Here is a 26,497-nt window from a genome sequence, read left to right on the forward strand (position 1 = left end):
CCTTTAATAAGATTAACCTTTCGTACCGCCTGCGGTCAGACCGGATACAAAGTTCTTTTGCAACAGTATGAAGATGATTGCTACAGGTAAGCTGATCAAAATGGCACCCGCCGCAAACGTTGTGTAACTGGCTCCCATCACGTCATTGACTAAATTATAGAGTCCGATCGGCAACGTATACGCCTCCGTCTTTCTTAATATCGTCGAGGAAATGACGAAATCCCCCAACGGTCCCGTAAATCCGTTCATGGCCGCCACCGCGATCATCGGTTTGGAAAGCGGCAGAATGATGTCGATGAATATTTTTGTGTGACTCGCGCCATCGATTCGTGCACTTTCGTCCAGATCATACGGGATCGTATCCATGTAGCCCTTCATCAGATAGGTATTCATGGGAATCTGTCCGCCGATGTACAACAGGATCAACAGCACATGACTGTTGACAAGCCCCAACAACTGCGCCAACACGAATATAGCCACTAAAGCCGAAAATTGCGGAATCATCTGCAGCAACAGAAACAGCGTCAGCCCATTTTTTCTTCCTTTGAAACGGAATCTTGAGAATGCGTACCCCGTCAGACTCACACTGATGACTGTTCCGATCATCGTGAAAAGACTGATCTTAAGGGAATTCAAATACCAGGTCCCATAAGGCAAGCTTTTCTTCCCTGCGAAGAGTTCCCGATAATGGTCCAATGTTGGATTTTCCGGAAACATACTTGTGCTGATCAGGCTATTCCCAGGATTAAAACTGGCGCCCACCGTCCACAAAAGAGGGTAGGCAATGATCCCAACAAAGAATGCAATAATCAGGTAGGAAAAGAATAAGCGTGCATATCTGCGATTTTTTGTCGTCTTCATACTTATCTCCTCTCTTGGTTAAACGAATTGGATTTTCTGAACTGCCACATGGCAATCGCGATGACAAAAACAGACAACAGGATCGTGAGCGCTGCAGCCAATGCATATTGGCTGGACTGCATCGTTAATTTGTAGATCCAAGACACAAGAATATCTGTCCCCCCTGCCGTAGAGCCGGGAGTCGCTGGTCCTCCGCCATTGAACAAATAGATGATATTAAAGTTATTAAAGTTGAAGGTGTACTGCGTAATCAACGTCGGTGCCATCGAAGTCAGTATCACAGGCAGCGTGATGTTCATGAATTTATCCCAAGATGTTGCCCCATCAATGACTGCTGCTTCATAAAGATCCTCCGGAATCGACTGCAGAATGCCGGTCGTGACGATGAATATATAAGGAAAACCTAACCAGCCTTGAATAAGGATCAGAGCTACCCTTGTCCACAACGCATCGGTCATCCAAGGGATCGGACTGATACTGAAGAAAGCCAAAATATCATTGTTGATGGCTCCAAAACTATCATTGAACATGCCGGCAAACACCAAGATCGTCACAAACCCGGGGACAGCCCAAGGCAAAACGAACATAGTCCGAACGAAGCGTTTCAACTTCAAATCCTTTTGATTCACCAATATAGCCAAAAATACTCCAATAGTAATCTGTAAAGTCGAAGCCAACAATGTCCAGACAACGGTCCAACCCAAGACATCAAAGAAGGTGGAACGCCAAATATCGACAGTGAAAATATTCGCGAACGTCTTGAATCCCACCCAATCAAACAAATGCGCCGGCGGACTATGGTATAGGTCGTAATTGGTGAAAGCCAACGCAAAACTGAACATGATCGGGAAGATGACTGCAAAAATAAGCAACAGGATTGCCGGACCGCTGATGACATAGGGATATCCTTGCTCAACCAGATTGAGATAGCTCTCCCTTAAAGAGGTGACCGGCAGTTGACGATCTCTTCTTTCGCCATTCTTGTAGGCATCACGTATGTTCAGAAGGTAAAGAGTCAGGCCAAAGAAAAGAATGATGATTGCCAAAATACCCTCCGCCAATAAAAATACCGAGTTATCGCGCGGGATTTGTTCTCCTAATGTGACGATGCCCCATAAGCCCATATTCAAAAGATCTCCAAAAGCAAATGCGAAACTTACTGTCACAATCAGATAGAGTAACCCTTTCAGCCACTGTTTATTATAAAACTGCCCCCCTCCCGGTAAGAGAGAGAGGACAGCTGCCGTTTTACTATGTTTCAATATTTCTCACCTCATTTTCTTTATGTGCCGGATTCCTTATTGTCCGCCATGATTCGCTTCGATTTGATTTTCGATCGTTTCTACGGCTTGACTCAAAGCTTCCTTCGGCGTGGCCTTTCCGGTAGCAATGGTTTGCAATGCTGCATCCGCAGGAGACCAAACTTCATTCATCTCAGGCACGTTCGGTGTCAATTCCGAGTGCAGACTTTGCTGTGCGACCGCTTGGGCTGCAGGATCATCCGCCAAGGCATCCCCTTCAGCCAAAGCTTTCACGGCTGGTACTTCTTTTGTTGTTTGGTAACGACGAAGCGAATTTTCTTCATTTGTGATGAATTCGATGAACAATTCTGCCAATTCGGAATTTTTTGAATAACTGCTCACGTTGTAACTTTTCACGCCAACGAAGGCACTCATAGGGTTTCCGTTCGGCAATACCGGCAAAGGCAGGATGCCGTAGTCAATACCGGCACTTGAGAATGGCTCCAAATTCCATGGCCCTGAAATCACAGCTGCCGCTTTCCCTTCACTGAATAAGGAATCCAACACATTGATGGCTTGCTCCCCGATCATACCGGATGGGAAGAGCCCTTCTTCATACCATTTCTGGATATAGGTGGCCGCTTCGATCGCACCATCCGTATTCAAACCGATATCGGCAGTGTCATATTTCCCGTCTGTATCTTTAGCAAAAATATAGCCGTCATACCCGCCGATTACGCTTTGCGCATAATAAATCTGATCCCATAAAGCCAACAAACCGTATTGGCCATCCTTTGTCGTTGCTTTTGAAAGCTCATACCAACCTTCGACAGTCGTCGGCACTTCCTCTTCGGAAACAAGCTCTTTGTTGTAATACAGGATGGTCGTTTCGACGACTTTCGGTAATCCGTAAAGTTTTCCGTCCACCATCTGTGATTCCAAAGCTACATCTGTATAGAGATTCTGAACATCCTCTTCTACTGTTAGCTCTTTAAGCAACCCTTCAACTACAGCAGTTCCGACTTGATCTCCTGGTATCGTGAATACATCGGGTCCCGTTCCGGCAGGTCCGTCCAAGCGTATATCCTCCAATTGACCTCCATACGCCTTTTCAGTCACTTCCACAGTGACACCGTATTCACTTTCAAACTCGGCAATGGCCTCCTCGATGCCCACTGATTTGTCGATGTCTTCCCACACGACCAAGGTTTGACCCTCAAAGCCGCCTTCTTGACTAGTGACCGAATCGGTTGCGGCGCTGGATTCCGAACTACTCTCGGCTGGACCACAGGCTGCCAATGATAATAAAACTACACTGCTGAGTGATAACAATAAGGCTTTCTTCTTCATATCCGAAACACTCCTTCATTAAATGTAATCGCTTTACTAAAAATATAATACCAAAGCAGAGAAATAAAGTAAACAAAATTTCACTGATTATTTGGTAAAACTTTTTACTTGTTTATACAAAAGTAAAAGGCACTTCCTCCCATCTGTTCAGATGATCAGAAATGCCTCTAGCTTTCTAAACTATGTACTTTTCCTTTCGATGAGAAAAGCATTCAACAGGACTTTTTTTGTGATGCCTCTTTTGTCTATCAGCTGCTCCAACAGCAAGGAAACTGCAGTATGGCAAAGCTCCTTCATATCGATGGCATACGTGCTCAACGGCGGAGAAACATAATTTGCAACTGAGATATTATTGATGCTCAGGACACTGACATCCTGCGGAATACGGACATGATGCTCGTTTAGAGCTTGCAGTACACCCACGGCAATGGGATCCGAAGCTGCAAAAATGGCACTGGGCAGTTTTTCGCCAGCCTTCAAAGCTGCATCCATCAGCTGATAACCAGTTTCCAGCGAAAACCCCCGCCGGATATAGATATGTGCTTCTTCTAGCTTGTCGATTTGTTGCATCTCATCACGGAAAGACCGTTCCCGTATATCCATTTCATCTAAATGAGTATCTGGATTCACATAGGTACCGCCCACAAATCCGATTTCCTTATGGCCTTTCTCCTTGAAAAAACGGACTGCTTTCCGGGTAATATAATCTAAGTCCGGACGAACGGCATCATAAATGTCCGAATACGGCGAACTATCCAAAAATACTCCGTTTTGCGTCAGGGTTTCAAGATAAGCGATCTCCTCGCTGCTGAATGAGCCTACAGCTATAAAACCATTAATGTCTTGCGGAATCGTATCCATACCTTGGGCTTTTTTGTACACCGTCAACGATACATTTTGTTTATCAGCTTGCCTGATCAGTTCTGTGCGCATGGTCTTAAAATAGACATCCTGCAATTCTTCCATATCGGAAACCCAGTACAACAGCGCAACATTTTTGACAAGTGGCCGAGAAACTTTTTTACGGTATTCCAAATCTGAAGCTACTTCATATATTCGATCACGTGTCTCCTCTGGAACAGACAAAGTCGGATCATTATTCAACACACGCGAAACAGTTGTGATGGAAAAACCTGTCCTTTTAGCGATATCCCTTAACGTTGCCATGTATCCACCTCTTTTTCAGTAAAAACTTTCACCTTCATCATACCCGTAATATTTGGGCTCGTCAAACACAAATAGAAACACAGGAACGTAAACCCTAGCTGGATTTACGTTCCTGTGTTTTCCTATTCAGTCAACATGCTATCCCTTCATTCTCACAGATCCAAATCTCCGAATGGCGTATTCACTTTACCTGGCTTCGGCTTTAGTTCCACCACCAACACCCCTGCCAGAATCAGCGCCGCTCCGATAAGCATTCGCAGCGTGATCGCTTCCTTCAGGAAAAGCGCGGAAGCGACCATCCCGAAGACGGCCTCCAGTGACAGGATGATGGCAGTTTCCGTCTCTTTTGTGTATTGCTGCGAGGCCGTTTGAATCAGAAAGCCCAGCATCGTGCTGACCGTTCCCAAATAAAAGATGGAAAAGTAGCCTTCCCCGGCAGCCGGCAACACAAATTCTCCACTTACGAACGAAACGATCAATCCCAAGACAGTGGCGGTGCCCATCTGGATGGTGGTCAAGGCGTAGATATTTTCACCCAGCACGAACCGGTTGGTGAAGATGATCTGCAAGGCGAACAATAGGGCGCAGACCAGCGTCAGCATATCCCCGTAGTTTATGTTGTGGAAGTCGGTCAGAGAAATGACGGCGATGCCGCTGATCGACAACAGCGCACCAATAATGGCAGGAGCCGTCACTTTCCTTCTGAAAAAGAGTGCGCCTATGAACGGCACCAGCACGACGTTGAAGGCGGTAAGGAAGGCGTTCTTCGAGGGCGTCGTGTAGACCAAACCCACCGTCTGAAACAGGAATGCCAAGTAAAGGATGGTCCCTAGACCGATACCTTTCAGATAGGTCTTTTTGGTCGCATGCTTCAGCTGGCCGAAAAAGATTGCCCCCATTAGAATAAATGCCAATAAAAAACGCATGGTCAATATTTGATATGGGGAAAAATAATCCAGCGCTATGGCACTCACAACAAATCCTGAACCCCATATCATCGTCACAAAAATAAGTCCAATTTGCCCCTTTCTTCTGTCCGTCATATCACTTCCCCTTTCTGTTGATAAAAACACTTGCCCGATTGCATCATTACCGATGAACAATACGGGCGTACTTATCCACTTTACCCAATATTCTGATTGTCTGCAAGCAGATTTGTGCAAAATAATAATACTATTTTCTTTTCGATAATTCTGTGCGCTGAGTCGCGTTATCACCCAGATCAGCAAAAAAGCTGAACGGGTTCGTTCAGCCCTGAAAGAAATTTAGGAAATCTGTCCGACTGAGCATCGAAGAGCGCAATAGGACAGATTTATCTAATTTCCGAATTCGCAGTAGAAAAAGTTGAGTTAACCTTTACGTGTGTTGCTTTAGTCAGATATTGATTAGGTGCCTTGACATTTGAAAGTATAAGAAAAACACCTCGCTATTTGGTATAGTTTAATTACCACAAAAAAACTACCAATAGCGAGGTGCTTATCACTATGATAACCAATAATGGCCTAAATAATCAACTACCAAATTCATTACAAGCTGTATTCGAAGAACTTGAAATCCTAAAACATTTGAGAAATGCTGGGATCAAGAAAGGTTCCGGATTTTCCTGTGGGTATTTATTCCAGTTAATTTTCTGCCTAATCTTTGAAGGCAAGAATTGGTTCAGAATGCTTGAAAGCAAGAAATCCGATGGATTGCCCTGTAAGGACGCTGTCTATCGTTTTTTGAACAGTCCAACCTATAATTGGCGCCGTTTTTTACTGTCCTTGAGTGCAGCCACAACCTCTAAAGTCAGTGTATTGACCAATCACAATCGACCAAAGGTCTTGATTATTGATGATTCTGCCTATGAGAGAAATCGCAGCAAAAAAGTAGAACTGCTTGCGCGCTGTTTTGATCATTCTTCACAGAAAATGCGCTTTTACAAAGGCTTCCGGATGCTTACACTTGGTTGGTCCGATGGCGCCACCTTTATGCCCATCGATTTTTCCCTGTTAAGCTCAACCAAATCCAATATTAACGGGATAGATGAAAGAATTGACAAGCGCACCTGCGGGTATAAAAGACGGAAAGAAGCGCTTGAGACTGCGCCATCCGCTATCCCTAGTATGATTCAACGCGCCCTAAATTCCGGTGTTGAGGCTTCCTACGTCCTTATGGACACATGGTTCACACAGCAACCATTGATCAAATCCATTACAGAGCAAGGGATTGATGTGATTGGAATGGTTAAAGCTACTAATCAGCGCTATTTAGTTAACAACCAGCGGGTGGATTTGAAGCAGCTTTACAAACTGGCTACACCGACAAACCGTCGTAAAGATATCTTGCGCTCCATTCAGACAACAATGGCAAACGGGGTTCCCGTAAAGGTTGTCTTCATCAGAAACCGAAACAACCACAGCCGTTGGCTGGCTATATTAAGCACGGACTGTTCTCTCACGGAACAGGAAATTGTCCGTATTTATGGCATGCGTTGGGATATTGAGGTGTTCTTCAAGGCGACAAAGTCGCTTTTGAAACTGCAAAAAGAAATGCAAGGTCGTTCCTATGATTCTCTCATCAGCCACACTACGATTGTCTTTGCAAGGTATATTGTATTGTCATGGCAGAACCGATGTAATACGGACGAGCGAACATTGGGTGGCATGTTTTACGAACTGTGTGATGAATTGAAAGAACTTGATTGGGCTGTAGCATTACAGCAGTTAGTCGAAATTTTGGAGGAAGCTTTAGAAAAATCATCAAAAATATTCAAAAAATTCATCAAATGTCAACTACAGCAATGGTTTGCAAGTTTGCCCAATTATATCAAGGCTTACTTACCTATTTTGAGCTGCGAAAGTTGAGTTTCTTAGTATACCAAAAAAGCTTCCCGAAGAGATGCCATGCATCATTCGGGAAGCTTTTCCTGTTTTGTTATTTAGCCAATACCGCTTCGATTTCGTCCAATTCTTCATTGCTGAAGTCCAGGTTTTCCAACGCTTTCACGTTGTCATCGATTTGGCTCACTCGGCTGGCGCCGATCAGCACGCTTGTGACTTTTCCATCGCGGAGAATCCATGCCACGGCCATTTCTGCCAATGTCTGGCCGCGTCTTTGCGCGATTTCGTTCAGGGCACGCGATTTTTCGATGGTTTCCTGCACCCGCTCAGCGTTCAGGAATGGCGAAGAGGGTCTCCCCGCACGCGAATCTTCAGGAATGCCATGCAGATAACGATCGGTCAGCATGCCTTGCGCCAACGGACTGAAGGCGATTGTGCCCAATTTATTGTCTGTCAGCACATCCTGCAACCCATCCTCGATCCAACGGTTGTACATGTTGTAGGCCGGTTGGTGGATGATGAATGGCGTCTTCAAGTCCTTGAAGATGGCTGCTATTTCAGCTGTCTGCTCCGCCGAGTAGTTCGAAATGCCGATATAGAGGGCTTTCCCTTGACGGACCATCAGATCCAAGGCTTGCGCTGTTTCTTCAAACGGTGTTTCAGGATCCGGACGGTGCGAATAAAAAATATCCACATAATCAAGTCCCATCCGCTTCAGACTTTGATCAACACTCGCCGTCAAATACTTTTTGGAGCCCCACTCCCCATACGGGCCGGGCCACATATCATAGCCGGCCTTGCTAGAAATGATCAGTTCATCCCGGTAAGGCAGGAAGTCCTTTTTCAAAATCTTACCGAATGTTTCTTCCGCACTGCCTGGAGGCGGACCGTAGTTGTTAGCCAAATCGAAATGAGTGATCCCCAAATCGAAAGCGCGTTGGACCATTTTGCGCGAATTGTCGAATAGATCCACCTCGCCGAAGTTATGCCAAAGCCCCAGGGAAATGGCAGGCAGTTTCAGACCGCTGTTGCCTACGCGGTTATAAATCATCTTGTCATATCTGTTTTGTGCCGGTTGATACATGTCATCACCTCAACAAGTTAATATATATAGTATAGCGTTTTCATTCTTACAACGCAAAGCATTTACGAGAAAACTGAACGGATCGACTCATAATTCAACGAACCGGTTCTTTTGTGGTTTAGCCGTCTCCACGTTAGGTCCTGGGTCGAATTCACAGCAAACTTCCCTGCCAAAGTAGTTTTGGCGAGGTATCTCTGCACATATATTCAATTGCCACATAAAATCACAGGGTGGATCAGCCAAACAGCCCGTCCCTGCTGACGTTGATGAAGGACATCTCCACCATGTCATAGCGGTGGTGCACGATTGAATATTCCAAGGGCGTCCCTCTTTCCAGGAACATGACTTTGCTGACTTCAAGAACCGGGTCCTCATTGGAGCAATGCAGATATTGCTTGTCGTTTGCATCCGGTTTGACCGCCCTGACTGTCTGCCGGTTATCCCCGAAGACGATGCCCAAGTCTCCTTGCAAATAATCATAGAGGGAGCGGTTCAGGATCTCTTTCGTGATGTTCGGTGCCAGCGAAATCGGGATGATCGTATGCTCCAAGGAATACGGTTTCTCATCCAGGATCCGTAATCGTCGGATATCATAGACAGGCTCTTCCTTCATGATGCTTAGTTGATTGCATTCTTCCTCATCCGGGAAGCGGACGTTGAAGTCCAGCACTTTTGTCTTCAGCTCCAGCCGTTCGCCGGCCGCAGCAGTCAGGCCGACGTTCTGACCGATTTGGATGTTGCGTTCAGCCAGATTGACCGCGTTTTTTTTCACATAGGTCCCCGAACCTTGGATCGTGTACACCAACCCGGCGACACTCAGCATATCGAGCGCTTTTTTTACCGTGACCCGGCTGGTACCGAACTCCTTCGCCAACGATTCCTGATCGGGAATTTTTTCTTCAGAATGATAGATCCCGCTTTTGATCCGTTTTCTGATTTCATTTGCGACTTCCTTGTATTTTGCCATGCCCTTCACCACTTATCTATGTGATATGAAAATTTGTATTTACAAATCTCTCATTGTTGATTATAACATAGACAACTGGCCCTTATGCAACAGGAAAAACAATGGTCACTTGTATTCGTGTTCACCCACTTCGAGTCGGTTGCTTTGGATCAGGTCCCGGTACCAATAAGCCGATTGCTTCAGTGAGCGCTGCTTGTCATCCTCCAGATCGATGCGCACGAGTCCGTAACGGTTCTTGAAGGCATTCATCGGCGATACGCAATCGGTGAAAGCCCACAGCATGTATCCGTGGCAATTCGCTCCATCTTTGACGGCATCCAACAAGGAACTCAGGTGTTCCGAGATGTAAGCGATGCGGTAGTCATCCTGGATGGTTCCCTCGCTGTCCGCAAAGCGCTCCTCCTGCTCGATGCCCATGCCGCTCTCCGCAACGAACCACGGGATATTACCGTATTCGGATTTCAAGCGCATGGCCATATCGTACATGATCTGCGGATAGATTTCCCAGCCGCGCGAAGTGTTCATCCTTCTGCCGGGCAAGGAAAACTCTTCGTAATAGTATTCCGGATGGAACGGTGTCTCCTTGTTCCACTCGTAACGCGGGGCCCGGACCCGTTTCGGGAAATACAGATTGATCCCGAGGTAGTCCACCGTATTTTCTTTGATGATGAGCAGTTCCTCTTCGGAATATTCAAATGGGATGGCATGCTCAGCCAGCACATCGAACAACTCCGCGGGATACTCCCCCTTCACCAATGGATCCAGGAAAATCCGGTTATAGAGCAGATCGTACATCCGAGCAGCATTCTGGTCAGCAGGAGACGAGGAACGCGCATAGGTCACCTCAGGATTCAGGATGGCTCCGATCTGGCCGCTGTAGCCTTTTTCATGGAAAATTTGGACTGCCCGAGCCGTAGCGATCACCTTGTTGAAGTTCCATTGCATCCATTTTGAAGTGTTCTGCTCGTGCGGATATCGGATGGCGTCGAGGTAAATGCGTGTCTGAATCACGACCGGCTCGTTGAAGGAGAACCAATGCTGGACGCGGTCGGCATAGCGTTCGAAGACTATTTCGGCATATTTCGCATAGAGATCGACGACATGCTTCGAGCTCCACCCCTCGTATTTCTCCATCAAATAGGCAGGGACTTCGTAATGCTCGAGGCAAAGCATCGGTTCAACTCCGGCCTCGAGTAGGGCGTCCACGACATCGTCGATGTGTTGAGCATAGTCTTCATCGACCACCGCATTTTCATAATCCGTGAAGAATCGCGCCCAGTTGATCGACGTCCGGTAATGTGTCAGCCCGATTTCTTTCATTAAAGCGACATCCTCGTGGTAGCGGTCATAGAATGAGGTCGCTCCAGCCGGTCCATAGCCTTCATGCCATACGAAAGGCTCCTCTTTGTACCACATATCCAGGTAGGAATCCTGCCCTTCTTTTTTCCCCTTCCAACCTTCCGTCTGCCATGCAGAAGAAGATGCCCCCAAGATGAAGCCTTCAGGTATATTCTTGATCATCCTCATTCCCCTTTCTGTTCCTATCTTTCATTATTCGATGGCTGCCGCCACTTCTGATTTGCTTTCAGTTTCTGGTTCAACTGCAAGAGCACGATTGCTGGCCTTCACGAACGGCAGATATATCAGTGCGGAAACGACGATGCAGATCAATTGCGTTGCGACTGCACCGAGACTTCCGGCTGTCGCCAAGTAACCGCTGATCAACGGCGGTGTCGTCCACGGAACCATCACGACCGCTTTGCCGGCGAATCCGATCGCTGTCGCGAAGTAGCCGATTGTGCCCGTGACCAGCGGCGTCAAGATGAATGGAATCGCCATGATTGGGTTCAGCATGATCGGCAGACCGAAAATGAGCGGTTCATTGATGTTGAAGAGGCCAGGACCTACGGACAGCTTGCCGATTTCCTTGAAGTCGGCGCGTTTCGAGACCATGAAGACAGCGATCAACAGTCCGATCGTGACACCGGAACCGCCCATGCTCATGTACATGTCCCAGAACGGCATATTGATGATGTTCGGCGCTTCCTTGCCGGCTTCGAAGGCGGCTGTGTTTTCAGCGATGGCGGCCAACAAAATCGGCTCACGGATCGGTTTGATCATTTGGTTGCCGTGGATCCCGATCACCCAAAAGATCTGTGAGACGAACATCAGCAACAGGATGCCCGGCAAACCTTGTACGACTTTCGCAAGCGGCGCTTGGATGGTGGTATAGATGATATCATACAATGTCAATCCCGAAATCAGGAAGATGAGGTGCGCACCTGCCCCAATCAGCGAAACCGTCAGAATGGTCGGAATCAACGCAGAAAAACCGCGGGACACATTCGTAGGTACCGTATCCGGCATGGTGATCTTCAATCTTTCCTGTTTGCTCAACCAGGTATAGAGTTCAACGGACACGATGGCGATGAACATGCCCAGGAACAAGCCGCGAGATCCCGTATAATTGCTGGAAAGGACATTCGTCACCGGAACCGGCGTCTCTTCAAAGAGGACTTCGATGGCCGTCGGGATGGTAGCGATGTAACTGATGACTGCCAACAGCCCGGCGAAATGATCGGATATTTTGTTCAGTTTGGCGACTTCGATCCCGATCAGAAAGACCGCACTGATCGTCATCAGGTTCATGGTAGCGTAGTTGATCGCCTGTGTAATCGGTTTCATTTGTTCCAAGAATCGTAAAGCCTCAAACTGGGCCAACCCATTCGTGGCATCGAAAACCATGTTCGAAAATAAAGTGGCAAAAGCTCCGGTGATGATGACGGGCAACAACATTGAAAAGGCATTTTTGATTGCGATGATGTACTTCAACTCATTGATCTTATAGGCGACCATGTTCAAACGTTCAATCCACTTCGCGTTCTCCATTCTTTTTCCTCCTAGACTGTTTGTTCTTGTTTATTCTGACTGTTAAGAGAGTTGCCTCCTCCAACTCTCTTTTCCATATTGTAATCCCTTTCCCCTTCGTTGTAAATACCTATTTTATATTTGTGTTTACAAATTATTGATTTGGGTGGATGAATACCTCTTATGGACCTGCTGATTCGGTTCTGTACTCCGGTGAACGCATGCTTCCCCGGAGTTCGGACTGTCAATTTCTATGCGTTCTCCGATGAGATCGGCTTCGCCGAAGTTGATGTCGCTCGTCGACGTTGCACTCCGGCGAATGACTCCTCACCGGAACTGGATGAAGATTACCTGAAATCCCCAGCCAGAGATGTTTTTTGGGACGGCCGAAAAACGGGGAGCATCTCAAAAGAGACGCTCCCCGTTTCAGCTAAGCTTCATTCATGCAATTCGAGCGGCAAGCCGTCCGGATCTTTGAAAAAAGTGAATTTCTTGTTTGTGTAGTCATCCAGCCGGATCGGCTCGGTTTCCACGCCTTTACGGTTCAATTCAGCCACAGTTGCTTCGACATCCTCCACATAAAAACAGAGATGGCGAAGACCGACTGATTCTGGACCGCTCTGGCGCTCAGGAGGATTCGGAAACGAGAACAGTTCGATTTCGCTCTCCCCGAGTTTGAGATCTAATTTATAAGAATCTCTGTCCGCCCGGTAATTTTCGCGTATGATCGGCAATTCCAGCACTTCTGTGTAAAAAGCTTTGGAAGCCTCGTAGTCGGAGGCGATGATCGCCACATGGTGAATTTTTTCAAATTTCATGATAACAGTCCCTTCTGTTTCGAGTCTTCTCTAATTTTACCACTAAGAGATAATCTTTACACTTTTGCCCGAAACATTTTTCTGCCAAACGGCCAACTGGATGGTAGCTTTCTGTATCTTTTCCAGCTGAATTTTTGATATAATGAAACCATCAACAGAAAATTATAATCGATTTGTTGCACTGATTGTTTCACCGTTAGGAGAAAGGATGGTAAGTCACATGATTATCACAACAACTAGCCATGTCGAAGACAAAAAAGTCACTTCCTATGAAGGAATCGTTTTCGGAGAAGTCATCACAGGCATCAACGTATTCAAGGATCTAGGAGCCGGCATCCGCAACATCGTTGGCGGACGCTCAAAGAGCTATGAGGATGAATTGACTATAGCGCGCGAAAATGCCTTGGCAGAAATGGAAAGCCGCGCAATTGCAATCGGCGCAACTGCCATCATCGGCATGAAAATGGACTACGAAGTACTTGGAGCCGATAACGGCATGTTGATGGTCACATGCAGCGGTACCGCCGTTAAGCTGACGGATGAATCAGAATATCTAGGCTAAAGCTGTATAAGAAAAAACGGGGCTGTCTCATTGCGAGGCAACCCCGTTCTCCGTTCTCCGGTAATGTCCTATGAAACCACATTTCTTTGCTAGGGGTTAGGCGATGTTCATCTCCGGTGAACGGAGGGTTCGCAGGAGTTCGCCCTTCATTCTGCTTGTTCAACTCCGATGAGCGGGCCTCCCCAGAAGTTGAGCGCGATTTTAAACGCCCTTCTCCGGCAACCAGCTCTTTCATCGGAGGAGCGCACTTTTTTCCGGCGTGCTCCTCCAAATCTGGGCACGCGAACCACGATGAACAGAAAAAGCTGCCTCGGAAAACGAGACAGCTTTTTCTGTTCATTGTGTTTTTTTGCGTACCGGCTTTTTTTTGCTCGGAGCGAACGGTTTGAAGGAGACGGCATAATCACCCGCTTCATTTTTTCCCAACAGCAAAGCCGTCGAAAAGCTCTTGCCGTCCTTTTTCTTAAAACCGGACAAGCGCTTCGTTTCCTTTCGGGCTAACAGTTCTTTGGCTTCCTCGGGAGACAGGTAGCGTCGGGCGATATAGCGGGAAATCCGGAACGAGCACGGCTCGCCGTAGTCCTGACATTGGAGATAACTCCCTTTGATGATCGCTTCTTTGCCGCAGACCGGGCAAACACCGACCACCGCCCCGTCGCCGGCCGCATCGATGCGCTCTACTATTCCTTTCGACTGCAGCATCTCGTTCTTCGTGCCGAGGATTTCCATAACGAAGTGCTTGATATTCTCCAGGAAATAGTCTTGGTCACCCTCGCCTTTGTGGATTTTTGCCAAATACTTTTCCCACTCGGCCGTGAAAGCGACATCGCTCATCTTGTTACCGGCCACGGCCTCACAAAGCAACGTGCCCTTTTCGGTGATCACCAACTGATTCTTCGAAGCCGTTATGTAGCCTCTATCCTTCAGGTTTTCGATGACACCGGCGCGGGTCGCTTCCGTTCCGATCCCGTGCGTTTCCTTCAGGATCGCCTTATCTTCGGCGTCATCCACTTCCTTTCCGGCGTTTTTCATGGCTGCAATCAGCGTACCTTCTGTGTAAGGTTTCGGCGGAGTGGTCTTCTTCTCTTTCGTGGCCAAGACGGCTGTTCCGGTTTCCCCTACCGTGACCATCGGCAGGATTTTGTCCTCCGGCTCGCCTTTTTTCTTGACATTGCCTTCCAGCTTCTTCCAGCCCAGATTCTTGATGATCTTGCCGGATGCGACGAAGTCCAGGCCGCCTATATCCGTTGTGATGGTCGGTTCATCGTAAATGAAGTCTTCTTCAAACATCGCCAAGGTCCGGCGCAGGACAAGATCATAGATTTTCTGCTGGTTCGCATTCAATTTCGCGATCCGGGCCTGATCCGGCACCTTTTTCGTCGGGATGATGGCGTAATGCTCCTGCACTTTGGCATCATCGACGTATTTTTTGCGCGGGGTCAGATTCGGCTTGTCGATGCTGTGGCCCAATATATCCAAATAACCGGAAAGATTATCCTTCAGATAGGCGAATTCATTTTTGGTGATGAAAGTCGAATCCGTCCGCGGATAGGAGAGCAGCTTTGCCTCATACAGCGACTGGACGGTAGCCAACGTGTCCTTTGCGCCCATCTTGAATCTGGCATTGGCCGCCCGTTGAAGATCGCTCAAGGAATACAGGCGCGGTGCCAGTTCCCTCTTGTTTTCGTTGGCTTCATAGCGCTTGATGGTGGCGGGCATCTCCGCCGCCAGTTGATTACCCGTAATGAATTCCTTCATCGCCTGTTTCGATTCGAATTCATGCTGATATTTGGCTTCGAAGGTCCCGTTCGTGACGGTGATCCGGGCCAGACACTCGTAATGCGTCTCTTCCTTGAAGGCCGTGATTTCCTTCATGCGCTTGTAAATCATGAAGAGCGTCGGCGTCTGCACGCGGCCGACCGAAAAGGCGCCTTCCTTGATGCCGGCTTTCTGCAGCGCGATTGTGTACAGCCGGCTCAGGTTCATCCCCACCAGCCAGTCGGCGATTTCCCGGCTTTGGGCCTCGATGTAGGACGGATACGTGTCCTTCCCGTCCAGCAATTCACTGAACCCGCGGCGGATTTCATTGGATTCCAAGCTGTTGATCCAAAGGCGCTTCATTTCCTTTTTTTCGGCACCGGCGTGACGGATGATCGAACGGGCGATATTTTCCCCTTCACGGTCCGAATCGGTGGCGATGATGATGCGGTCGGCCTCCTTGAGCTGCTGTTTGATGTTCGCCATCTGCTTCCCTTTTCCGTATTGGATCTTGTATTTGTAGCTTTCCGGGAAAATCGGCAAGTGATCCAGGCTCCATTTTTTCCATTTCGGATCATATTCCTCCGGCTGCAGCAGCCCCAAAAGGTGCCCGGATGCATGCACGATGACCGTTTCGCCATCGAACAGGCTGTCCTGGATCACGTAATTCCCGGCAACCGTCGCCTTTTTTTGGAAAGAGCTCGCGTAGGCGGCCGCCTGCGATGATTTTTCGGCTAAAATGACTGTTTTCATTCTGAAATTCCCTCCCTGACAGGATTGCCGGCTGAGACTTTAAGGCAATCGATACCTTACGATTATAACATACGCACAGATCCCGAAAGTGCTCGAATAAAAGGACTGCAGTGGGCAACTTCATGCGCCCGCGCAGTCCTTTCCGACAGTGTTGTTCTTAATCGTCCAGCTTGAGTTTCTTAAGCGCCTCGAACAAGGCATTGTTTACTGGCTCTTCATCTTTATTTTGTTTCTTCAGATACTTTTGGACGTCCTGCTTCGCGGCTTTTCCGCCGGAGCCTTTTTTGCGTCGTTCGTTGAAGGCCGAGAGCTTTTCGCGGTAACCGCATTTGCAGGTAAAAATCTGTACGTCGCCCTCACCATGCAGTTCCATTTTCTTCATGCATTGCGGACAGCGAGCGTTGGTGACACGCGCCACATTCTTGCGGTACCCGCAATCGCGGTCCTGGCACACAAGCATTTTGCCTTTTTTTCCGTTCACTTCCAACATCGGTTTGCCGCAGTCAGGGCAGGTCTTGGTGGAGATGTTCTCGTGCTTGAACTTGCCTTCGCTCGTCTTGATTTCCGAAACGATTTCTTTCGTGTAGGCCTTCATTTCGTTAATGAATACGTCCTTCTTCAGCTTGCCGGCAGCGATCTGTTCGAGCTTCCGCTCCCAATCGGCTGTCAAGGCCGGAGATTTAAGTTCTTCCGGAACCAACTCAAGCAGTTGTTTACCTTTTGAAGTGATATGGATTTCCTGTCCGCGTCTTTCGATCAGGAAGGAATTGAACAGCTTCTCGATGATGTCGGCACGTGTAGCCACGGTTCCCAATCCGCCCGTTTCCTTCAGCGTCTGCGCCAAAGCCTTGTCGGTCGTCTCCATGTATTTTGCCGGATTTTCCATCGCCGTCAACAAGGTCGCTTCGTTGAAGTAGGCAGGCGGTTTCGTCTGGCCGGATGTCTCACTCACGTAACGGACAGCCAGCACATCGCCTGCTTCGATTTTCGGCAATAGTTGCTCCTGGAGACCGTCCTCCGTCTCCTCATCCTCCGCGGTGCGGTTGCTGTAGACTTCTTTCCAGCCGGCAGCAATGACGGTCTTGCCGCGGGCCACGAAGCGCTCGCCTCCGATTTCTGCACGCAGAGTCAGCTGCTCGTATTCGTAAGCCGGGAATAGCACAGCCAAGAAGCGTTTCACGACCAAGTCATAGATTTTGACTTCTTGAGCCGACAGTTTGCCGATCTGGACAACCTGTTCTGTCGGGATGATGGCGTGGTGATCGGAGACTTTGCTGTCGTCGACGAATGACTTATTCACCTTGATCGGTTTCGCCAATACCTTGTTCACGAGCGGCCGGTATTCCTTGATGGCGCAGGCTTTCAGTCTGTCCGGCAGCGTGGCTATGATGTCGTTCGACAGGTAGCGGGAATCCGTACGCGGATAAGTCAATAATTTATGCTGTTCATAGAGTTTCTGCATGATATTCAATGTCTCTTTGGCTGAATAGCCAAAGAGCTTATTGGCATCGCGTTGCAGTTCCGTCAGGTCGTACAAGCCGGGTGCATAGGCTTTTTTCGGTTTGCGTTCAACAGCCACAACCGTTGCCTGCTGTTTATCCAACTTTTTGACGAGGACTGTAACCTTGTCGCGCTCGAAACTCTTCGTGTCGTTCGTTTTCTCGTCCTGCCAAATCAGTTTCAGCTTCGTGTCGGTCTGGGCTTCGACGCCGTAATACGTCTTCGGCTGGAACTTTTTGATTTCCTCTTCGCGTCTCGCGATGATGGCAACGACCGGCGTCTGGACGCGTCCGCAGTTCAACTGGGCGTTGAATTTCGTCGTCAGCGCGCGGGTCGCATTCAGGCCGATGTACCAATCCGCTTCCGAACGGGCCACAGCCGACTGGTATAAATTTTCGTAGTCCTTACCCGGCTTCAGGTTCCGGAAGCCTTCTTTGATGGCTTTGTCCGTCACGGAGGAGATCCAGAGGCGTTTGATCGGTTTGGTGACTTTCGCCTTTTCGATGATCCAACGGGCGACCAGTTCGCCTTCGCGGCCGGCATCGGTCGCGATGATGATATCGGAAACGTCATTGCGCACCAGCTGCGATTTGACGGCGTTGAACTGTTTGCCGGACTGCTTGATGACCGTCAGCTTCAGATTTTCCGGCAGCATCGGCAGATCCGCCAAGTTCCAGTTTTTGTATTTCACATCGTAGGCTTCCGGATCGGCCAGCGTCACCAGATGGCCCAATGCCCAAGTGACGATATAATCTTTCCCTTCCAGGTATCCCTGGCCCTTTTTCTCACACTGCAGCACGCGGGCGATATCGCGCGCCACCGATGGTTTTTCTGCTAAAACTACACTCTTACCCATAATTTATATTTGCTCCCTTATCTCTCGATTATCGTGTCCTACTATATCACAAATGGCGTCAAAACAGAAAAAAACTATAGCGGATACCCATGCCGGGAGTCCGTTACAGTCTTCTTATTTTCTATGCTTTCTTCTGTTGTGCCAGCAATAAGGGCGCTAGGATCGGTTCCAGAATCAGATAGAACCCAGCATTCCCCATGCCATGCATGAAATCGAAAGGGATCCCGGCAATGTAATAGGCCCAAAAACTGGTGATGCCCATCATTTTCACGGTGAGCAGGGAAATGACGAACCCGTAAAGCAGCCCCCCGAAAAAGGCGAAGAGCGCAAACAGGATTCTGCGGTTCCTTTTTTTGCTCGTGCTGTAGAACGGCTTTATGATCAATCCAGTGACCACAATCAGAACGCCGAAACTGGCGATCTGCGCGATCGTCCACGGTCCCATTCCCAGCAGGAAGTTGGTCAGAACTATCGACAGGATGGCAACGATGAAGCCGTCCGCCATACCCAACGTCAGCGTCAGGATGATCAGCACGGCTGTCACCGGTTGGACATTCGGGATGAACTGGAACATCATTCTCCCGACATAGCACAATGCCGTCAAGATCGACAGCATTGCCAGTCGCCTCACCCCGAAGCCGACAGCCTTCTTTACATTTCTGTCAGGTTCCACACGATTACGTCTCCTTCTTGGAGCGCCACATCAGCGGCTCCGACCATCGAAGGCTCGCCGTTCACATCAAATAACCAATATTTCGCTTTCGTTTCGGCAGTCTCTTCGACTTGTGATTGTCCGTCAATAGCTGTGATGAAGCCGTCTGTTTCTTCGATTGTATAGTTTTCCTTCATGACATCCAACAAGTTGGCGCCCGCTTCGACATCAACCGTTTTTTCAGAACCCGCGATGACCGTGCCGCCATCCGTCAAAGAGATCGTTACGCTGACTGTATCCGCTGCTTCTGAACTGACCGTAACAGTCGACTCCTGTAAAACGGAACTTGTTTCCGCCTCTTCCGTCGGAGCGCACCCGAATAATACCAAACTCAATGATAAGGCCAACAATAATTTTTTCATCTTTCTTTCCACCTCTAATCTGTATTTGATAGAAGCTCCCTCGCCAACGGCCGGGATAATGCAAAAAAAGTCCATGCGCCATCGCATAGACAAGTAACGGGACCGTTTTACCTCGAAACAGCGCGTTTGCAATAAATAGCAGCTTGGAATGAAGACCTGACTTAGACGTTCCGGGACGTCATCACAGTGGCGGGACCGCGTTGGATTTTCACCAAACTTCCAAATTCCAAGTGTCTTTGAATGGTTTTCCTATCCCTTCCATTTTACCTAAAGCAGAAAAAAATACAAGACCAGTTGCGCTTTTCGGTGCGCCCTGGTCCTGCAATTGATAAGAAGTCTGGCAAGTCAATCTTTGGTTCCCGGTTACGCCTGCAAGCTTCCGCCGTTGGTTGCGATGACTAAATCGGTGCAGACCCAAGCGGGGAGGCGAAACCGTTACCACTACAGCGCTGAATTCTGCTATGATAAGCATGAGAAGCTGCAGTCATTTTTATAAACCTTATTGTTTGGACGTTTTGAAGCAAGGAGGAATACTCAGATGGATGAACACAAACATACGCAGCACGCGCACACAGACCACACTCTGGAAGCCCCAAAGACCAGCGATCCGCACGCCGGGCACGACCATTCCGGTCATCATATGCCCCCACCCGAACCGAAACAGACTGCTTCCGATGGTCACGAACAACATGAAAAGCACATGGCACACGGTTCGACTGGGCATGCCGACCACCACGAGCAGATGGTGGCCGATTACCGGAAACGTTTTTGGATCGTCTTGCTGCTGACCATTCCCGTCACCGTGCTATCCCCCATGATCATGATGCTCTTCGGTTACCATTTCGAATTTCCGGGAGCAAATTTTGTCGTCTTTGGGTTATCCACCGTCATTTTCTTCTACGGCGGCAAACCGTTTCTGGAGGGCGCTTGGGAGGAATGGAAGAACCGGTCGCTCGGTATGATGATGCTGATTTCCTTGGCGATCGTTTCGGCCTATATCTACAGCAGCTTCACGGCCTTCTTCATAGAAGGATCGGACTTTTATTTCGAACTGGCAACCTTGATCCTGATCATGTTGCTGGGTCACTGGATCGAGATGAAATCCCAGATGGGGGCATCCAAAGCGCTGGAAGAACTCATCAAACTGATGCCTAAAGTTGCCCATCGTTTGGATGCGGCCGGCAATATTGAAGAAGTGTCGATCGAAGCCCTTGTTCCGGGTGAGCGCATTCTCGTCAAGCCCGGTGAAAAGATCCCTTTGGACGGAAAAATCTACGAAGGCCTCTCAACGGTTGATGAATCGATGCTGACGGGCGAATCTGTGCCTGTCGAAAAAAATCCGGGCATGCAGGCCATCGGCGGCTCCATCAACGGGTCAGGCGTCCTCAAGCTGACCGTGGAAAAAGTCGGGAATGAAACCTACTTGGCCCAAGTGATCAATATGGTCCAGGCGGCCCAGCAACAAAAATCCAAGTCGCAGGGATTGGCCGACAAAGCGGCCGGTTGGCTTTTCTATATCGCCGTCACAGCCGGACTCCTGACTTTCCTTTATTGGATTTTTGCAGCGAACTTGGCCTTCGCTTTGGAGCGGATGGTGACGGTACTCGTCATCGCTTGTCCCCATGCACTCGGACTGGCTGTCCCTTTGGTGAATGCGGTGTCCACTTCAATCGCAGCTCGAAACGGCTTGCTGATCCGCAACCGGACGCAATTCGAAGAGGCGCGCAAAGTGGATCGGATCGTCTTCGACAAGACCGGGACCCTGACGGAAGGCAACTTCGGAGTAACCGACATCCTTCCCGCTGCCGGGGTCTCCGAGAAGGAATTACTGACGCTGGCCTATTCTGCCGAAAGCCAATCTGAACACCCGATCGCAAAAGGAATCGTCCGCAAAGGAGAAGCAGAAGTCGTCACCCTTTTGCCGGCAACCGATTATCAAAACCTTACCGGCCAAGGTCTGCAGGTCACTGTGGACGGCATGCAGGTCGCTGTCGTCAGCCCCGGCACCATGGACGAGCGCGGCATTGCATACGACAAGGAGACATTCGCCAGTTTGGCCCAGCAAGGAAAAACCGTTGTCTTCGTCCTGAAGGAAGGGAGCCTGCAGGGGATGATCGCCAACGCTGATATCATCCGTTCGTCATCGCAAGAAGTCGTGGCTGCCTTGAAAGAGCAAGGCATCGAAGCTATCATGCTGACTGGCGACAATAGCCGCGCAGCGCAATACGTGGGCGATCAGTTAGGGCTGGATCAAGTATTTGCGGAGGTGCTGCCTGCCGAGAAATCGAAACACATCGCCGCACTGAAATCCGGAAACAAAAAAGTCGCGATGGTCGGGGATGGCGTCAATGATGCGCCCGCTCTGGCGGAAGCTGATCTTGGTATTGCCATCGGCGCCGGAACGGATGTCGCCATCGAAACAGCCGACGTCATTCTGGTGGACAGCAATCCGAAAGACGTGTTGACGATTATTGCCCTTTCGAAAGCCACTTACCGCAAGATGGTCGAGAATCTGATTTGGGCTGTCGGCTATAACGTGATCGCCATCCCGCTGGCTGCAGGCGTGTTGGCTAATCAGGGATTGCTTATCACACCTGCCATCGGGGCAGCCGTCATGTCGATCAGCACCATCATCTGCGCGGTCAATGCCCGACTGTTGAAGATAGACTGAGCATCTACTTCAATTAATCACCTCAACCGACAAAAAAACTACATCCAATCTACACACTATGACTGTACAATGATTGCATAAGAGAAAAAAAGGAGGCCTTTGCATGTTTGGCAGATGCTTACAATATTTTGGAGGTTTTGGCATGGGCGGCATGATGTTTATGGGGATTTTCTGGATTGCTTTGATCATACTCGTCATTTACTTGGCAACCAGGCTTTTGAACGATAGATCAGGCAAAGTTTCTTCAACGGACGAGTCCGCTTTGGATATCCTGAAAAAAGAACTGGCTAAAGGGAACATTACCGAGGAAGAGTTCGATCGCAAGAAGAAACTTCTGTGATCCTGAAAAAAAAACAAAAAAGGCCTGGATACCAATCGCAAATGATTGGTATCCGGGTCTTTTTCGTTCATGTTCTGATGTGTTCCAATGGAAGTGTAACCGTGAACGCGGCTCCCTTGCCGATTTCGCTGACAACCCGCACGGTCCCGTTGTGCTTCTTGATGATGCTTTTGACGATGGCCAAACCGAGTCCTTGCCCACCGGATTTGCTGTTGCGCGACGGCTCCGTCATATAGAAACGCTCAAAAATTTTCTCCTGATCTTCCGGATCGATGCCGATGCCGTTATCGGACACTTTCAGTACCGCCCGGTTACCCTCCAGATGAGTTTCGATATGGATATTCCCTTGCTTCGGAGTGAACTTGATCGCATTGGCCAAAAGGTTCGTCAGCACTTGACTGATTTTGTCCTGATCCGCCGTTATCATCAGCGGCTCCCCGGTTACCGCCAAGATGATGTTCTTTTTGGCGGCTGCAGCCGTAAAGTTCGTCGCGACTTTTTTGCTCAAAGCCTGCAGGTCAAAACGGCTGAATTCCAATTTTTCGTGATGGCTTTCCATTTCGTTGATTTTGTCGATGTTCCCGATCAGGCGTGAAATCCGGTTCACCTCATCATAACAGATCTTCAACCGCTCGTTGCTCGGCTCCCAGATGCCGTCCAGCATCGCTTCCAGATTGCCCTTCAATGTCGTAAGCGGGGTCCGGATTTCATGGGCGATGTCGGAAGAAAGGCGGTTCCGGATTTCTTGTTGGCTGTCCAGTTGACGGGAAAGGCTGTCCACCGAACGGATCAGCGCATCGATTTCGACGATGTTGGTTTCCTTCGGTGCCTGCTCCGTGTAGTTCCCTTTAGCGATTTCTCCTGTGAAACGGCTCACCGCAAAGACCGGCACGCTCAACTTTCTGGCGATCCAGACCGCGAAGAAAAGCGATAAGGCGAAAGCCAGCAGCGCCACGATCAGCAGGTTGTTGCGGATGTCGCTCATGAATGAGACATCATGTTCCGTATAGAAGTACGTCCCCATCGTTCCGATTGCCAAGCTGCCGATTGTCCGGGTACCATCACTGAGCTCAACAGTGGTCACTGTATATTCGCTCTCTGTCCCGCCCATCATCTCGTTCATCTGCGACATATGGTTGGACATCATCTGGCGGTTGTCCTGTTCCTCCATCGCAGTGGGGGTCCAGATCAGCGCTCCTTGGTTATCATAAACTTTCAGGATGATGTCGGCCTGCAATGCCTGCCTGCCGATGACCGCTATGGCATCCTCGTCCCAACCGCCTTCTTGTGCATAGACCGCCTCGATTTCATCAGTAAAACCGGTTATTTCTTCCGTGCGCCGTTCGCTGACATATTCCGAGAAGTGGCTGTCCAATAAACGTACGCTGAACCATCCGAATAGCCCGATGATGACGATCGAAAAGAGCAGGAAGGAAAAAATCAGCTGCCAACTGATCGTCCTCCTCATCGTTTTCCACCAAACCGGTAGCCGCTACCCCGGACAGTCAATATATAGATAGGCTGTTTCGGTTCCGGCTCTATCTTTTGCCGGATGTTCTTGATATGCGTATCGATGACTCTGTCCAATCCTTCGAAGTCCAGCCCTTTTACGCTCTCCAGCAATTCTTCCCTCGTGAAGAGCCGGCTCGGGTTCTTGGCCAACAAAGTCAACAGTTCATATTCGGTAGCCGTCAATGCGACTTCCTGCTGCCGCGCGAAAACCTGCTTCGTTTTTGGGAGAATGACCAATTCGCTGCCATCGAAGCTCCATTTCTCCTCGGCATCGGCTGGTGCAGCGCGCCTCAGAACTGTCTCGACCCGCGCCACCAGTTCCTTGGGGCTGAATGGTTTGACCATGTAATCATCCGCACCGATCCGCAAACCGCTCAGGATATCCTTTTCGGATGACCTTGCCGTCAGCATGATGATGGGCACGTTGGATTCTTCGCGGATTTTGGCGCAGACATCTCCGCCTGTCATATCCGGCAGCATCAGATCCAACACGATCAGATCCGGATGGAAAGCATGAAATTTCTCCAACGCCTCCGCTCCGGACTCGGCACGGTATACCTGATATTTTTTGGCGGCCAGATAGGCCTCCACGATATCCAAAATATTTGGTTCATCATCGACGATCAAAACCTTCATCGGCATCCACCTCCATCATATTTCCCAGATTTTATTGTACACTGACCTGACCCATCATGCCATTATCCTCATGCTCCAAAATGTGGCAATGATACATGAAGACTCCCTTCTCAGAAAAAGTCACCGCCAGCCGGACCGTTTCGCCGGGATAAACGGCGATAGTGTCCTTCCAGCCTTGCTCGTTCTGCGGCGGCTCCGCCCCATCACGCGAGAGAACCTGGAATTGGACGCCATGGATATGGAAAGGATGAACCATGCTGCCCATCATATCCTGCGCATTGCGGACTTCCCAGATGACTGTTTCATTCAGGCTCTGTTCGACGTCGATCCGATCCATGTCGAACTGATTGCCGTTGATGTTGACCATGAAGGACATGCCGCTTAGCGTGAACTGTTGGACAGCCGCTCCCTCTGTCGTCAATTCAGGAATTTCATTCAAAGTTTCCGGAAGCGTGGTCTGTACTTCCGTCTCCTCCGTGACATTCAGGGAAAGGACGGTTACGTCCCCGTCCATCAGTTTCACGGTGTCTCCTTCAGCGTATCCGCTCAGGTCCACGATGATTTCCGCCCGTTCTCCCGGTGTCAAGGTCACGGATGTCAACGCAACGGGCTGCTCAAGGAACCCGCCGTCGCTGGCAATCTGGTGGAACTCCGCGCCATTTTCCAATCCGAACGTGTAATTGCGGGCATTCGAACCATTCACCAAACGCAGACGGATCTGTTCATTTTTGACTTCCACAAAGGGATTGATGGTCCCATTCACCAATAACGTGTCACCATAAGTGCCATCGGGATCATAAGCGCCTGCGTAATCGAATTGGTTGTCCGCATCGAAGCTCCGGTCCTGGATAATCAAAGGGAAGTCATTCACTCCATAGTCCTTCGGCAAGTCAAGCTGGTCGGAATTGTCGTCCTCGACAAAGATCAATCCGGCCAGACCGGCATAGACTTGTTCAGCAGTCGTCCCCAAGGCATGCGGGTGGAACCACAATGTCGCCGCCTCCTGGTTGACCGTGAAATCCACTTGCATCTTTTCGTTCGCTCCTACCGGATGGTGCGGCCCGCCATCCATGTCAGAAGGCAGCTTCAATCCGTGCCAATGGAAAGAGGTGGCTTCTGACAGCTGGTTTTCGGTCTTGATGTGCACCTCTTGGCCTTCGCGCACGACCAAAACCGGGCCAAGATAGGACCCGTTGTAGCCGAGCGTTTGCGTCGCTTCCCCTTCCAAAAAGGCGGTCTCTCCCGCCTGTGCTGTGACCGTATAGGTGATTTCACTAGCGGATTCGGAATCCGGCTCCGCCAGTTCCGGCAACCGCAGTGCTGTCATTTCCTGCCCGCTTTCATCCAGGACGGTAGCCCGGTCCGTACCCATCATATTCCCCATCCCGCTGAAATCCCCTGTGTTTCTCGAATCTGTATCAATAGTTGTAACAGATGTCCGGCTGTTCCCGCTATTGAAGAACGTCGAAAAAAGATTGGCTGAAACAAACAGCAACAGTGCGAGCGAAGCAACCAAAGCGACAATCAGTGATGTTCTTCTACTCATTATAATTCACCCTCCATTTCTGACTCTTTTGTTGCCTTCATTATACATCCTCCATGTGTAGAACAGATGGATTTAGCAATCGGACGGCCTTGATTCAATAAAAAAATCCCC

Annotated in this window: 22 protein-coding genes and 1 riboswitch; of the genes, 4 read left to right on the top strand and 18 right to left on the bottom strand. The window is 49.2% G+C overall.

Annotation, left to right across the window (positions count from 1 at the left end):
- Positions 1-12: 12 nt before the first annotated feature.
- From ACTCCX_RS07755 to ACTCCX_RS07775, 5 genes are all read right to left on the bottom strand, one after another.
- Complete coding sequence (locus tag ACTCCX_RS07755) at positions 13-861, bottom strand: sugar ABC transporter permease (RefSeq protein ID WP_068561638.1); 849 nt, start codon at positions 859-861, stop codon at positions 13-15.
- A 2-nt stretch (positions 862-863) separates the two neighbouring features.
- Complete coding sequence (locus ACTCCX_RS07760) at positions 864-2,126, bottom strand: ABC transporter permease subunit (protein ID WP_463275499.1); 1,263 nt, start codon at positions 2,124-2,126, stop codon at positions 864-866.
- 33 nt (positions 2,127-2,159) lie between these two features.
- Positions 2,160-3,452, bottom strand: a complete 1,293-nt coding sequence (locus tag ACTCCX_RS07765; RefSeq protein WP_463275465.1) for an extracellular solute-binding protein — start codon at positions 3,450-3,452, stop codon at positions 2,160-2,162.
- A 180-nt stretch (positions 3,453-3,632) separates the two neighbouring features.
- Positions 3,633-4,619 (bottom strand): LacI family DNA-binding transcriptional regulator, encoded by a 987-nt coding sequence (locus tag ACTCCX_RS07770; RefSeq protein WP_463275466.1) that lies wholly within the window; start codon positions 4,617-4,619, stop codon positions 3,633-3,635.
- A 152-nt stretch (positions 4,620-4,771) separates the two neighbouring features.
- On the bottom strand, positions 4,772-5,662 hold the full coding sequence (locus ACTCCX_RS07775; RefSeq protein ID WP_463275467.1) for a DMT family transporter: 891 nt from the start codon (positions 5,660-5,662) through the stop codon (positions 4,772-4,774).
- A gap of 441 nt (positions 5,663-6,103) precedes the next feature.
- On the opposite strand from ACTCCX_RS07775, the gene ACTCCX_RS07780 reads away from it, so the two are divergent.
- Positions 6,104-7,465 (top strand): IS4 family transposase, encoded by a 1,362-nt coding sequence (locus tag ACTCCX_RS07780; RefSeq protein WP_463275468.1) that lies wholly within the window; start codon positions 6,104-6,106, stop codon positions 7,463-7,465.
- A 70-nt stretch (positions 7,466-7,535) separates the two neighbouring features.
- Here ACTCCX_RS07780 and mgrA read toward each other — a convergent pair whose 3' ends face one another.
- From mgrA to gloA2, 5 genes are all read right to left on the bottom strand, one after another.
- The gene (mgrA, locus tag ACTCCX_RS07785; protein ID WP_463275469.1) at positions 7,536-8,525 is read right to left on the bottom strand and encodes an L-glyceraldehyde 3-phosphate reductase; all 990 of its coding nucleotides are present in this window, start codon (positions 8,523-8,525) and stop codon (positions 7,536-7,538) included.
- 235 nt (positions 8,526-8,760) lie between these two features.
- Positions 8,761-9,492, bottom strand: coding sequence for a GntR family transcriptional regulator (locus tag ACTCCX_RS07790; RefSeq protein WP_463275470.1), 732 nt, complete (start codon positions 9,490-9,492; stop codon positions 8,761-8,763).
- Between the two features lie 105 nt (positions 9,493-9,597).
- Positions 9,598-11,013: a glycoside hydrolase family 1 protein gene (locus ACTCCX_RS07795; RefSeq protein WP_463275471.1), complete on the bottom strand. Its 1,416-nt coding sequence runs from the start codon at positions 11,011-11,013 to the stop codon at positions 9,598-9,600.
- 30 nt (positions 11,014-11,043) lie between these two features.
- The gene (locus ACTCCX_RS07800; RefSeq protein WP_463275472.1) at positions 11,044-12,381 is read right to left on the bottom strand and encodes a PTS sugar transporter subunit IIC; all 1,338 of its coding nucleotides are present in this window, start codon (positions 12,379-12,381) and stop codon (positions 11,044-11,046) included.
- Between the two features lie 416 nt (positions 12,382-12,797).
- Entirely contained in the window at positions 12,798-13,178 is a 381-nt protein-coding gene (gene gloA2 / locus ACTCCX_RS07805) for an SMU1112c/YaeR family gloxylase I-like metalloprotein (RefSeq protein WP_463275473.1), read from the bottom strand.
- A 220-nt stretch (positions 13,179-13,398) separates the two neighbouring features.
- Between gloA2 and ACTCCX_RS07810 the strand changes: the two genes are divergently transcribed.
- Positions 13,399-13,740, top strand: coding sequence for a heavy metal-binding domain-containing protein (locus ACTCCX_RS07810; RefSeq protein ID WP_463275474.1), 342 nt, complete (start codon positions 13,399-13,401; stop codon positions 13,738-13,740).
- Positions 13,741-14,076: 336 nt separating this feature from the next.
- Here the strand turns inward: ACTCCX_RS07810 and ACTCCX_RS07815 are convergent, their stop codons facing one another.
- The 5 genes from ACTCCX_RS07815 to ACTCCX_RS07835 form a co-directional block, all read right to left on the bottom strand.
- Positions 14,077-16,251 (bottom strand): type IA DNA topoisomerase, encoded by a 2,175-nt coding sequence (locus tag ACTCCX_RS07815; RefSeq protein ID WP_463275475.1) that lies wholly within the window; start codon positions 16,249-16,251, stop codon positions 14,077-14,079.
- A 157-nt stretch (positions 16,252-16,408) separates the two neighbouring features.
- A complete protein-coding gene (locus ACTCCX_RS07820; protein WP_463275476.1) occupies positions 16,409-18,607 on the bottom strand; it encodes a DNA topoisomerase III in 2,199 nt (732 codons plus the stop codon).
- A gap of 121 nt (positions 18,608-18,728) precedes the next feature.
- On the bottom strand, positions 18,729-19,280 hold the full coding sequence (locus ACTCCX_RS07825) for an ECF transporter S component (RefSeq protein WP_463275477.1): 552 nt from the start codon (positions 19,278-19,280) through the stop codon (positions 18,729-18,731).
- The gene (locus tag ACTCCX_RS07830) at positions 19,259-19,681 is read right to left on the bottom strand and encodes a DUF4430 domain-containing protein (protein WP_463275478.1); all 423 of its coding nucleotides are present in this window, start codon (positions 19,679-19,681) and stop codon (positions 19,259-19,261) included. The genes ACTCCX_RS07825 and ACTCCX_RS07830 overlap by 22 nt, the downstream gene beginning before the upstream one ends.
- A 91-nt stretch (positions 19,682-19,772) precedes the next feature.
- Positions 19,773-19,929, bottom strand: a riboswitch (adenosylcobalamin (AdoCbl) riboswitch).
- Positions 19,890-20,153, bottom strand: a complete 264-nt coding sequence (locus tag ACTCCX_RS07835) for a hypothetical protein (RefSeq protein WP_463275479.1) — start codon at positions 20,151-20,153, stop codon at positions 19,890-19,892. Its footprint overlaps the riboswitch before it by 40 nt.
- 66 nt (positions 20,154-20,219) lie before the next feature.
- Here ACTCCX_RS07835 and ACTCCX_RS07840 point away from each other — a divergent pair, with 66 nt between their 5' ends.
- Positions 20,220-22,352 (top strand): copper-translocating P-type ATPase, encoded by a 2,133-nt coding sequence (locus ACTCCX_RS07840; RefSeq protein WP_463275480.1) that lies wholly within the window; start codon positions 20,220-20,222, stop codon positions 22,350-22,352.
- Between the two features lie 142 nt (positions 22,353-22,494).
- Positions 22,495-22,692: an SHOCT domain-containing protein gene (locus ACTCCX_RS07845; RefSeq protein ID WP_463275481.1), complete on the top strand. Its 198-nt coding sequence runs from the start codon at positions 22,495-22,497 to the stop codon at positions 22,690-22,692.
- Positions 22,693-22,759: 67 nt separating this feature from the next.
- On the opposite strand, the gene ACTCCX_RS07850 is transcribed toward ACTCCX_RS07845, so the two are convergent.
- The 3 genes from ACTCCX_RS07850 to ACTCCX_RS07860 are packed head-to-tail and all read right to left on the bottom strand — an operon-like array spanning position 22,760 to position 26,386.
- Positions 22,760-24,160 (bottom strand): sensor histidine kinase, encoded by a 1,401-nt coding sequence (locus ACTCCX_RS07850; RefSeq protein WP_463275482.1) that lies wholly within the window; start codon positions 24,158-24,160, stop codon positions 22,760-22,762.
- Positions 24,157-24,840: a response regulator transcription factor gene (locus tag ACTCCX_RS07855; protein WP_463275483.1), complete on the bottom strand. Its 684-nt coding sequence runs from the start codon at positions 24,838-24,840 to the stop codon at positions 24,157-24,159. The genes ACTCCX_RS07850 and ACTCCX_RS07855 overlap by 4 nt, the downstream gene beginning before the upstream one ends.
- Positions 24,841-24,871: 31 nt before the next feature.
- On the bottom strand, positions 24,872-26,386 hold the full coding sequence (locus tag ACTCCX_RS07860) for a multicopper oxidase family protein (protein WP_463275484.1): 1,515 nt from the start codon (positions 26,384-26,386) through the stop codon (positions 24,872-24,874).
- Positions 26,387-26,497: the final 111 nt, after the last annotated feature.

This window comes from Trichococcus sp. (genome assembly GCF_055118575.1).

Excerpts from the sequence above, each read along its gene's own strand:
- ACTCCX_RS07790 (WP_463275470.1), bottom strand. The coding sequence starts at position 9,492 with ATGGCAAAATACAAGGAAGTCGCAAATGAAATCAGAAAACGGATCAAA.
- ACTCCX_RS07855 (WP_463275483.1), bottom strand. The coding sequence starts at position 24,840 with ATGAAGGTTTTGATCGTCGATGATGAACCAAATATTTTGGATATCGTG.
- ACTCCX_RS07810 (WP_463275474.1), top strand. The coding sequence starts at position 13,399 with ATGATTATCACAACAACTAGCCATGTCGAAGACAAAAAAGTCACTTCC.
- ACTCCX_RS07765 (WP_463275465.1), bottom strand. The coding sequence starts at position 3,452 with ATGAAGAAGAAAGCCTTATTGTTATCACTCAGCAGTGTAGTTTTATTA.
- ACTCCX_RS07840 (WP_463275480.1), top strand. The coding sequence starts at position 20,220 with ATGGATGAACACAAACATACGCAGCACGCGCACACAGACCACACTCTG.
- ACTCCX_RS07815 (WP_463275475.1), bottom strand. The coding sequence starts at position 16,251 with ATGAAAACAGTCATTTTAGCCGAAAAATCATCGCAGGCGGCCGCCTAC.
- ACTCCX_RS07860 (WP_463275484.1), bottom strand. The coding sequence starts at position 26,386 with ATGAGTAGAAGAACATCACTGATTGTCGCTTTGGTTGCTTCGCTCGCA.
- ACTCCX_RS07820 (WP_463275476.1), bottom strand. The coding sequence starts at position 18,607 with ATGGGTAAGAGTGTAGTTTTAGCAGAAAAACCATCGGTGGCGCGCGAT.
- ACTCCX_RS07830 (WP_463275478.1), bottom strand. The coding sequence starts at position 19,681 with ATGAAAAAATTATTGTTGGCCTTATCATTGAGTTTGGTATTATTCGGG.
- ACTCCX_RS07845 (WP_463275481.1), top strand. The coding sequence starts at position 22,495 with ATGGGCGGCATGATGTTTATGGGGATTTTCTGGATTGCTTTGATCATA.
- ACTCCX_RS07775 (WP_463275467.1), bottom strand. The coding sequence starts at position 5,662 with ATGACGGACAGAAGAAAGGGGCAAATTGGACTTATTTTTGTGACGATG.
- ACTCCX_RS07795 (WP_463275471.1), bottom strand. The coding sequence starts at position 11,013 with ATGATCAAGAATATACCTGAAGGCTTCATCTTGGGGGCATCTTCTTCT.
- ACTCCX_RS07780 (WP_463275468.1), top strand. The coding sequence starts at position 6,104 with ATGATAACCAATAATGGCCTAAATAATCAACTACCAAATTCATTACAA.
- ACTCCX_RS07835 (WP_463275479.1), bottom strand. The coding sequence starts at position 20,153 with ATGCTTATCATAGCAGAATTCAGCGCTGTAGTGGTAACGGTTTCGCCT.
- mgrA (WP_463275469.1), bottom strand. The coding sequence starts at position 8,525 with ATGTATCAACCGGCACAAAACAGATATGACAAGATGATTTATAACCGC.
- ACTCCX_RS07800 (WP_463275472.1), bottom strand. The coding sequence starts at position 12,381 with ATGGAGAACGCGAAGTGGATTGAACGTTTGAACATGGTCGCCTATAAG.
- ACTCCX_RS07850 (WP_463275482.1), bottom strand. The coding sequence starts at position 24,160 with ATGAGGAGGACGATCAGTTGGCAGCTGATTTTTTCCTTCCTGCTCTTT.
- gloA2 (WP_463275473.1), bottom strand. The coding sequence starts at position 13,178 with ATGAAATTTGAAAAAATTCACCATGTGGCGATCATCGCCTCCGACTAC.
- ACTCCX_RS07755 (WP_068561638.1), bottom strand. The coding sequence starts at position 861 with ATGAAGACGACAAAAAATCGCAGATATGCACGCTTATTCTTTTCCTAC.
- ACTCCX_RS07770 (WP_463275466.1), bottom strand. The coding sequence starts at position 4,619 with ATGGCAACGTTAAGGGATATCGCTAAAAGGACAGGTTTTTCCATCACA.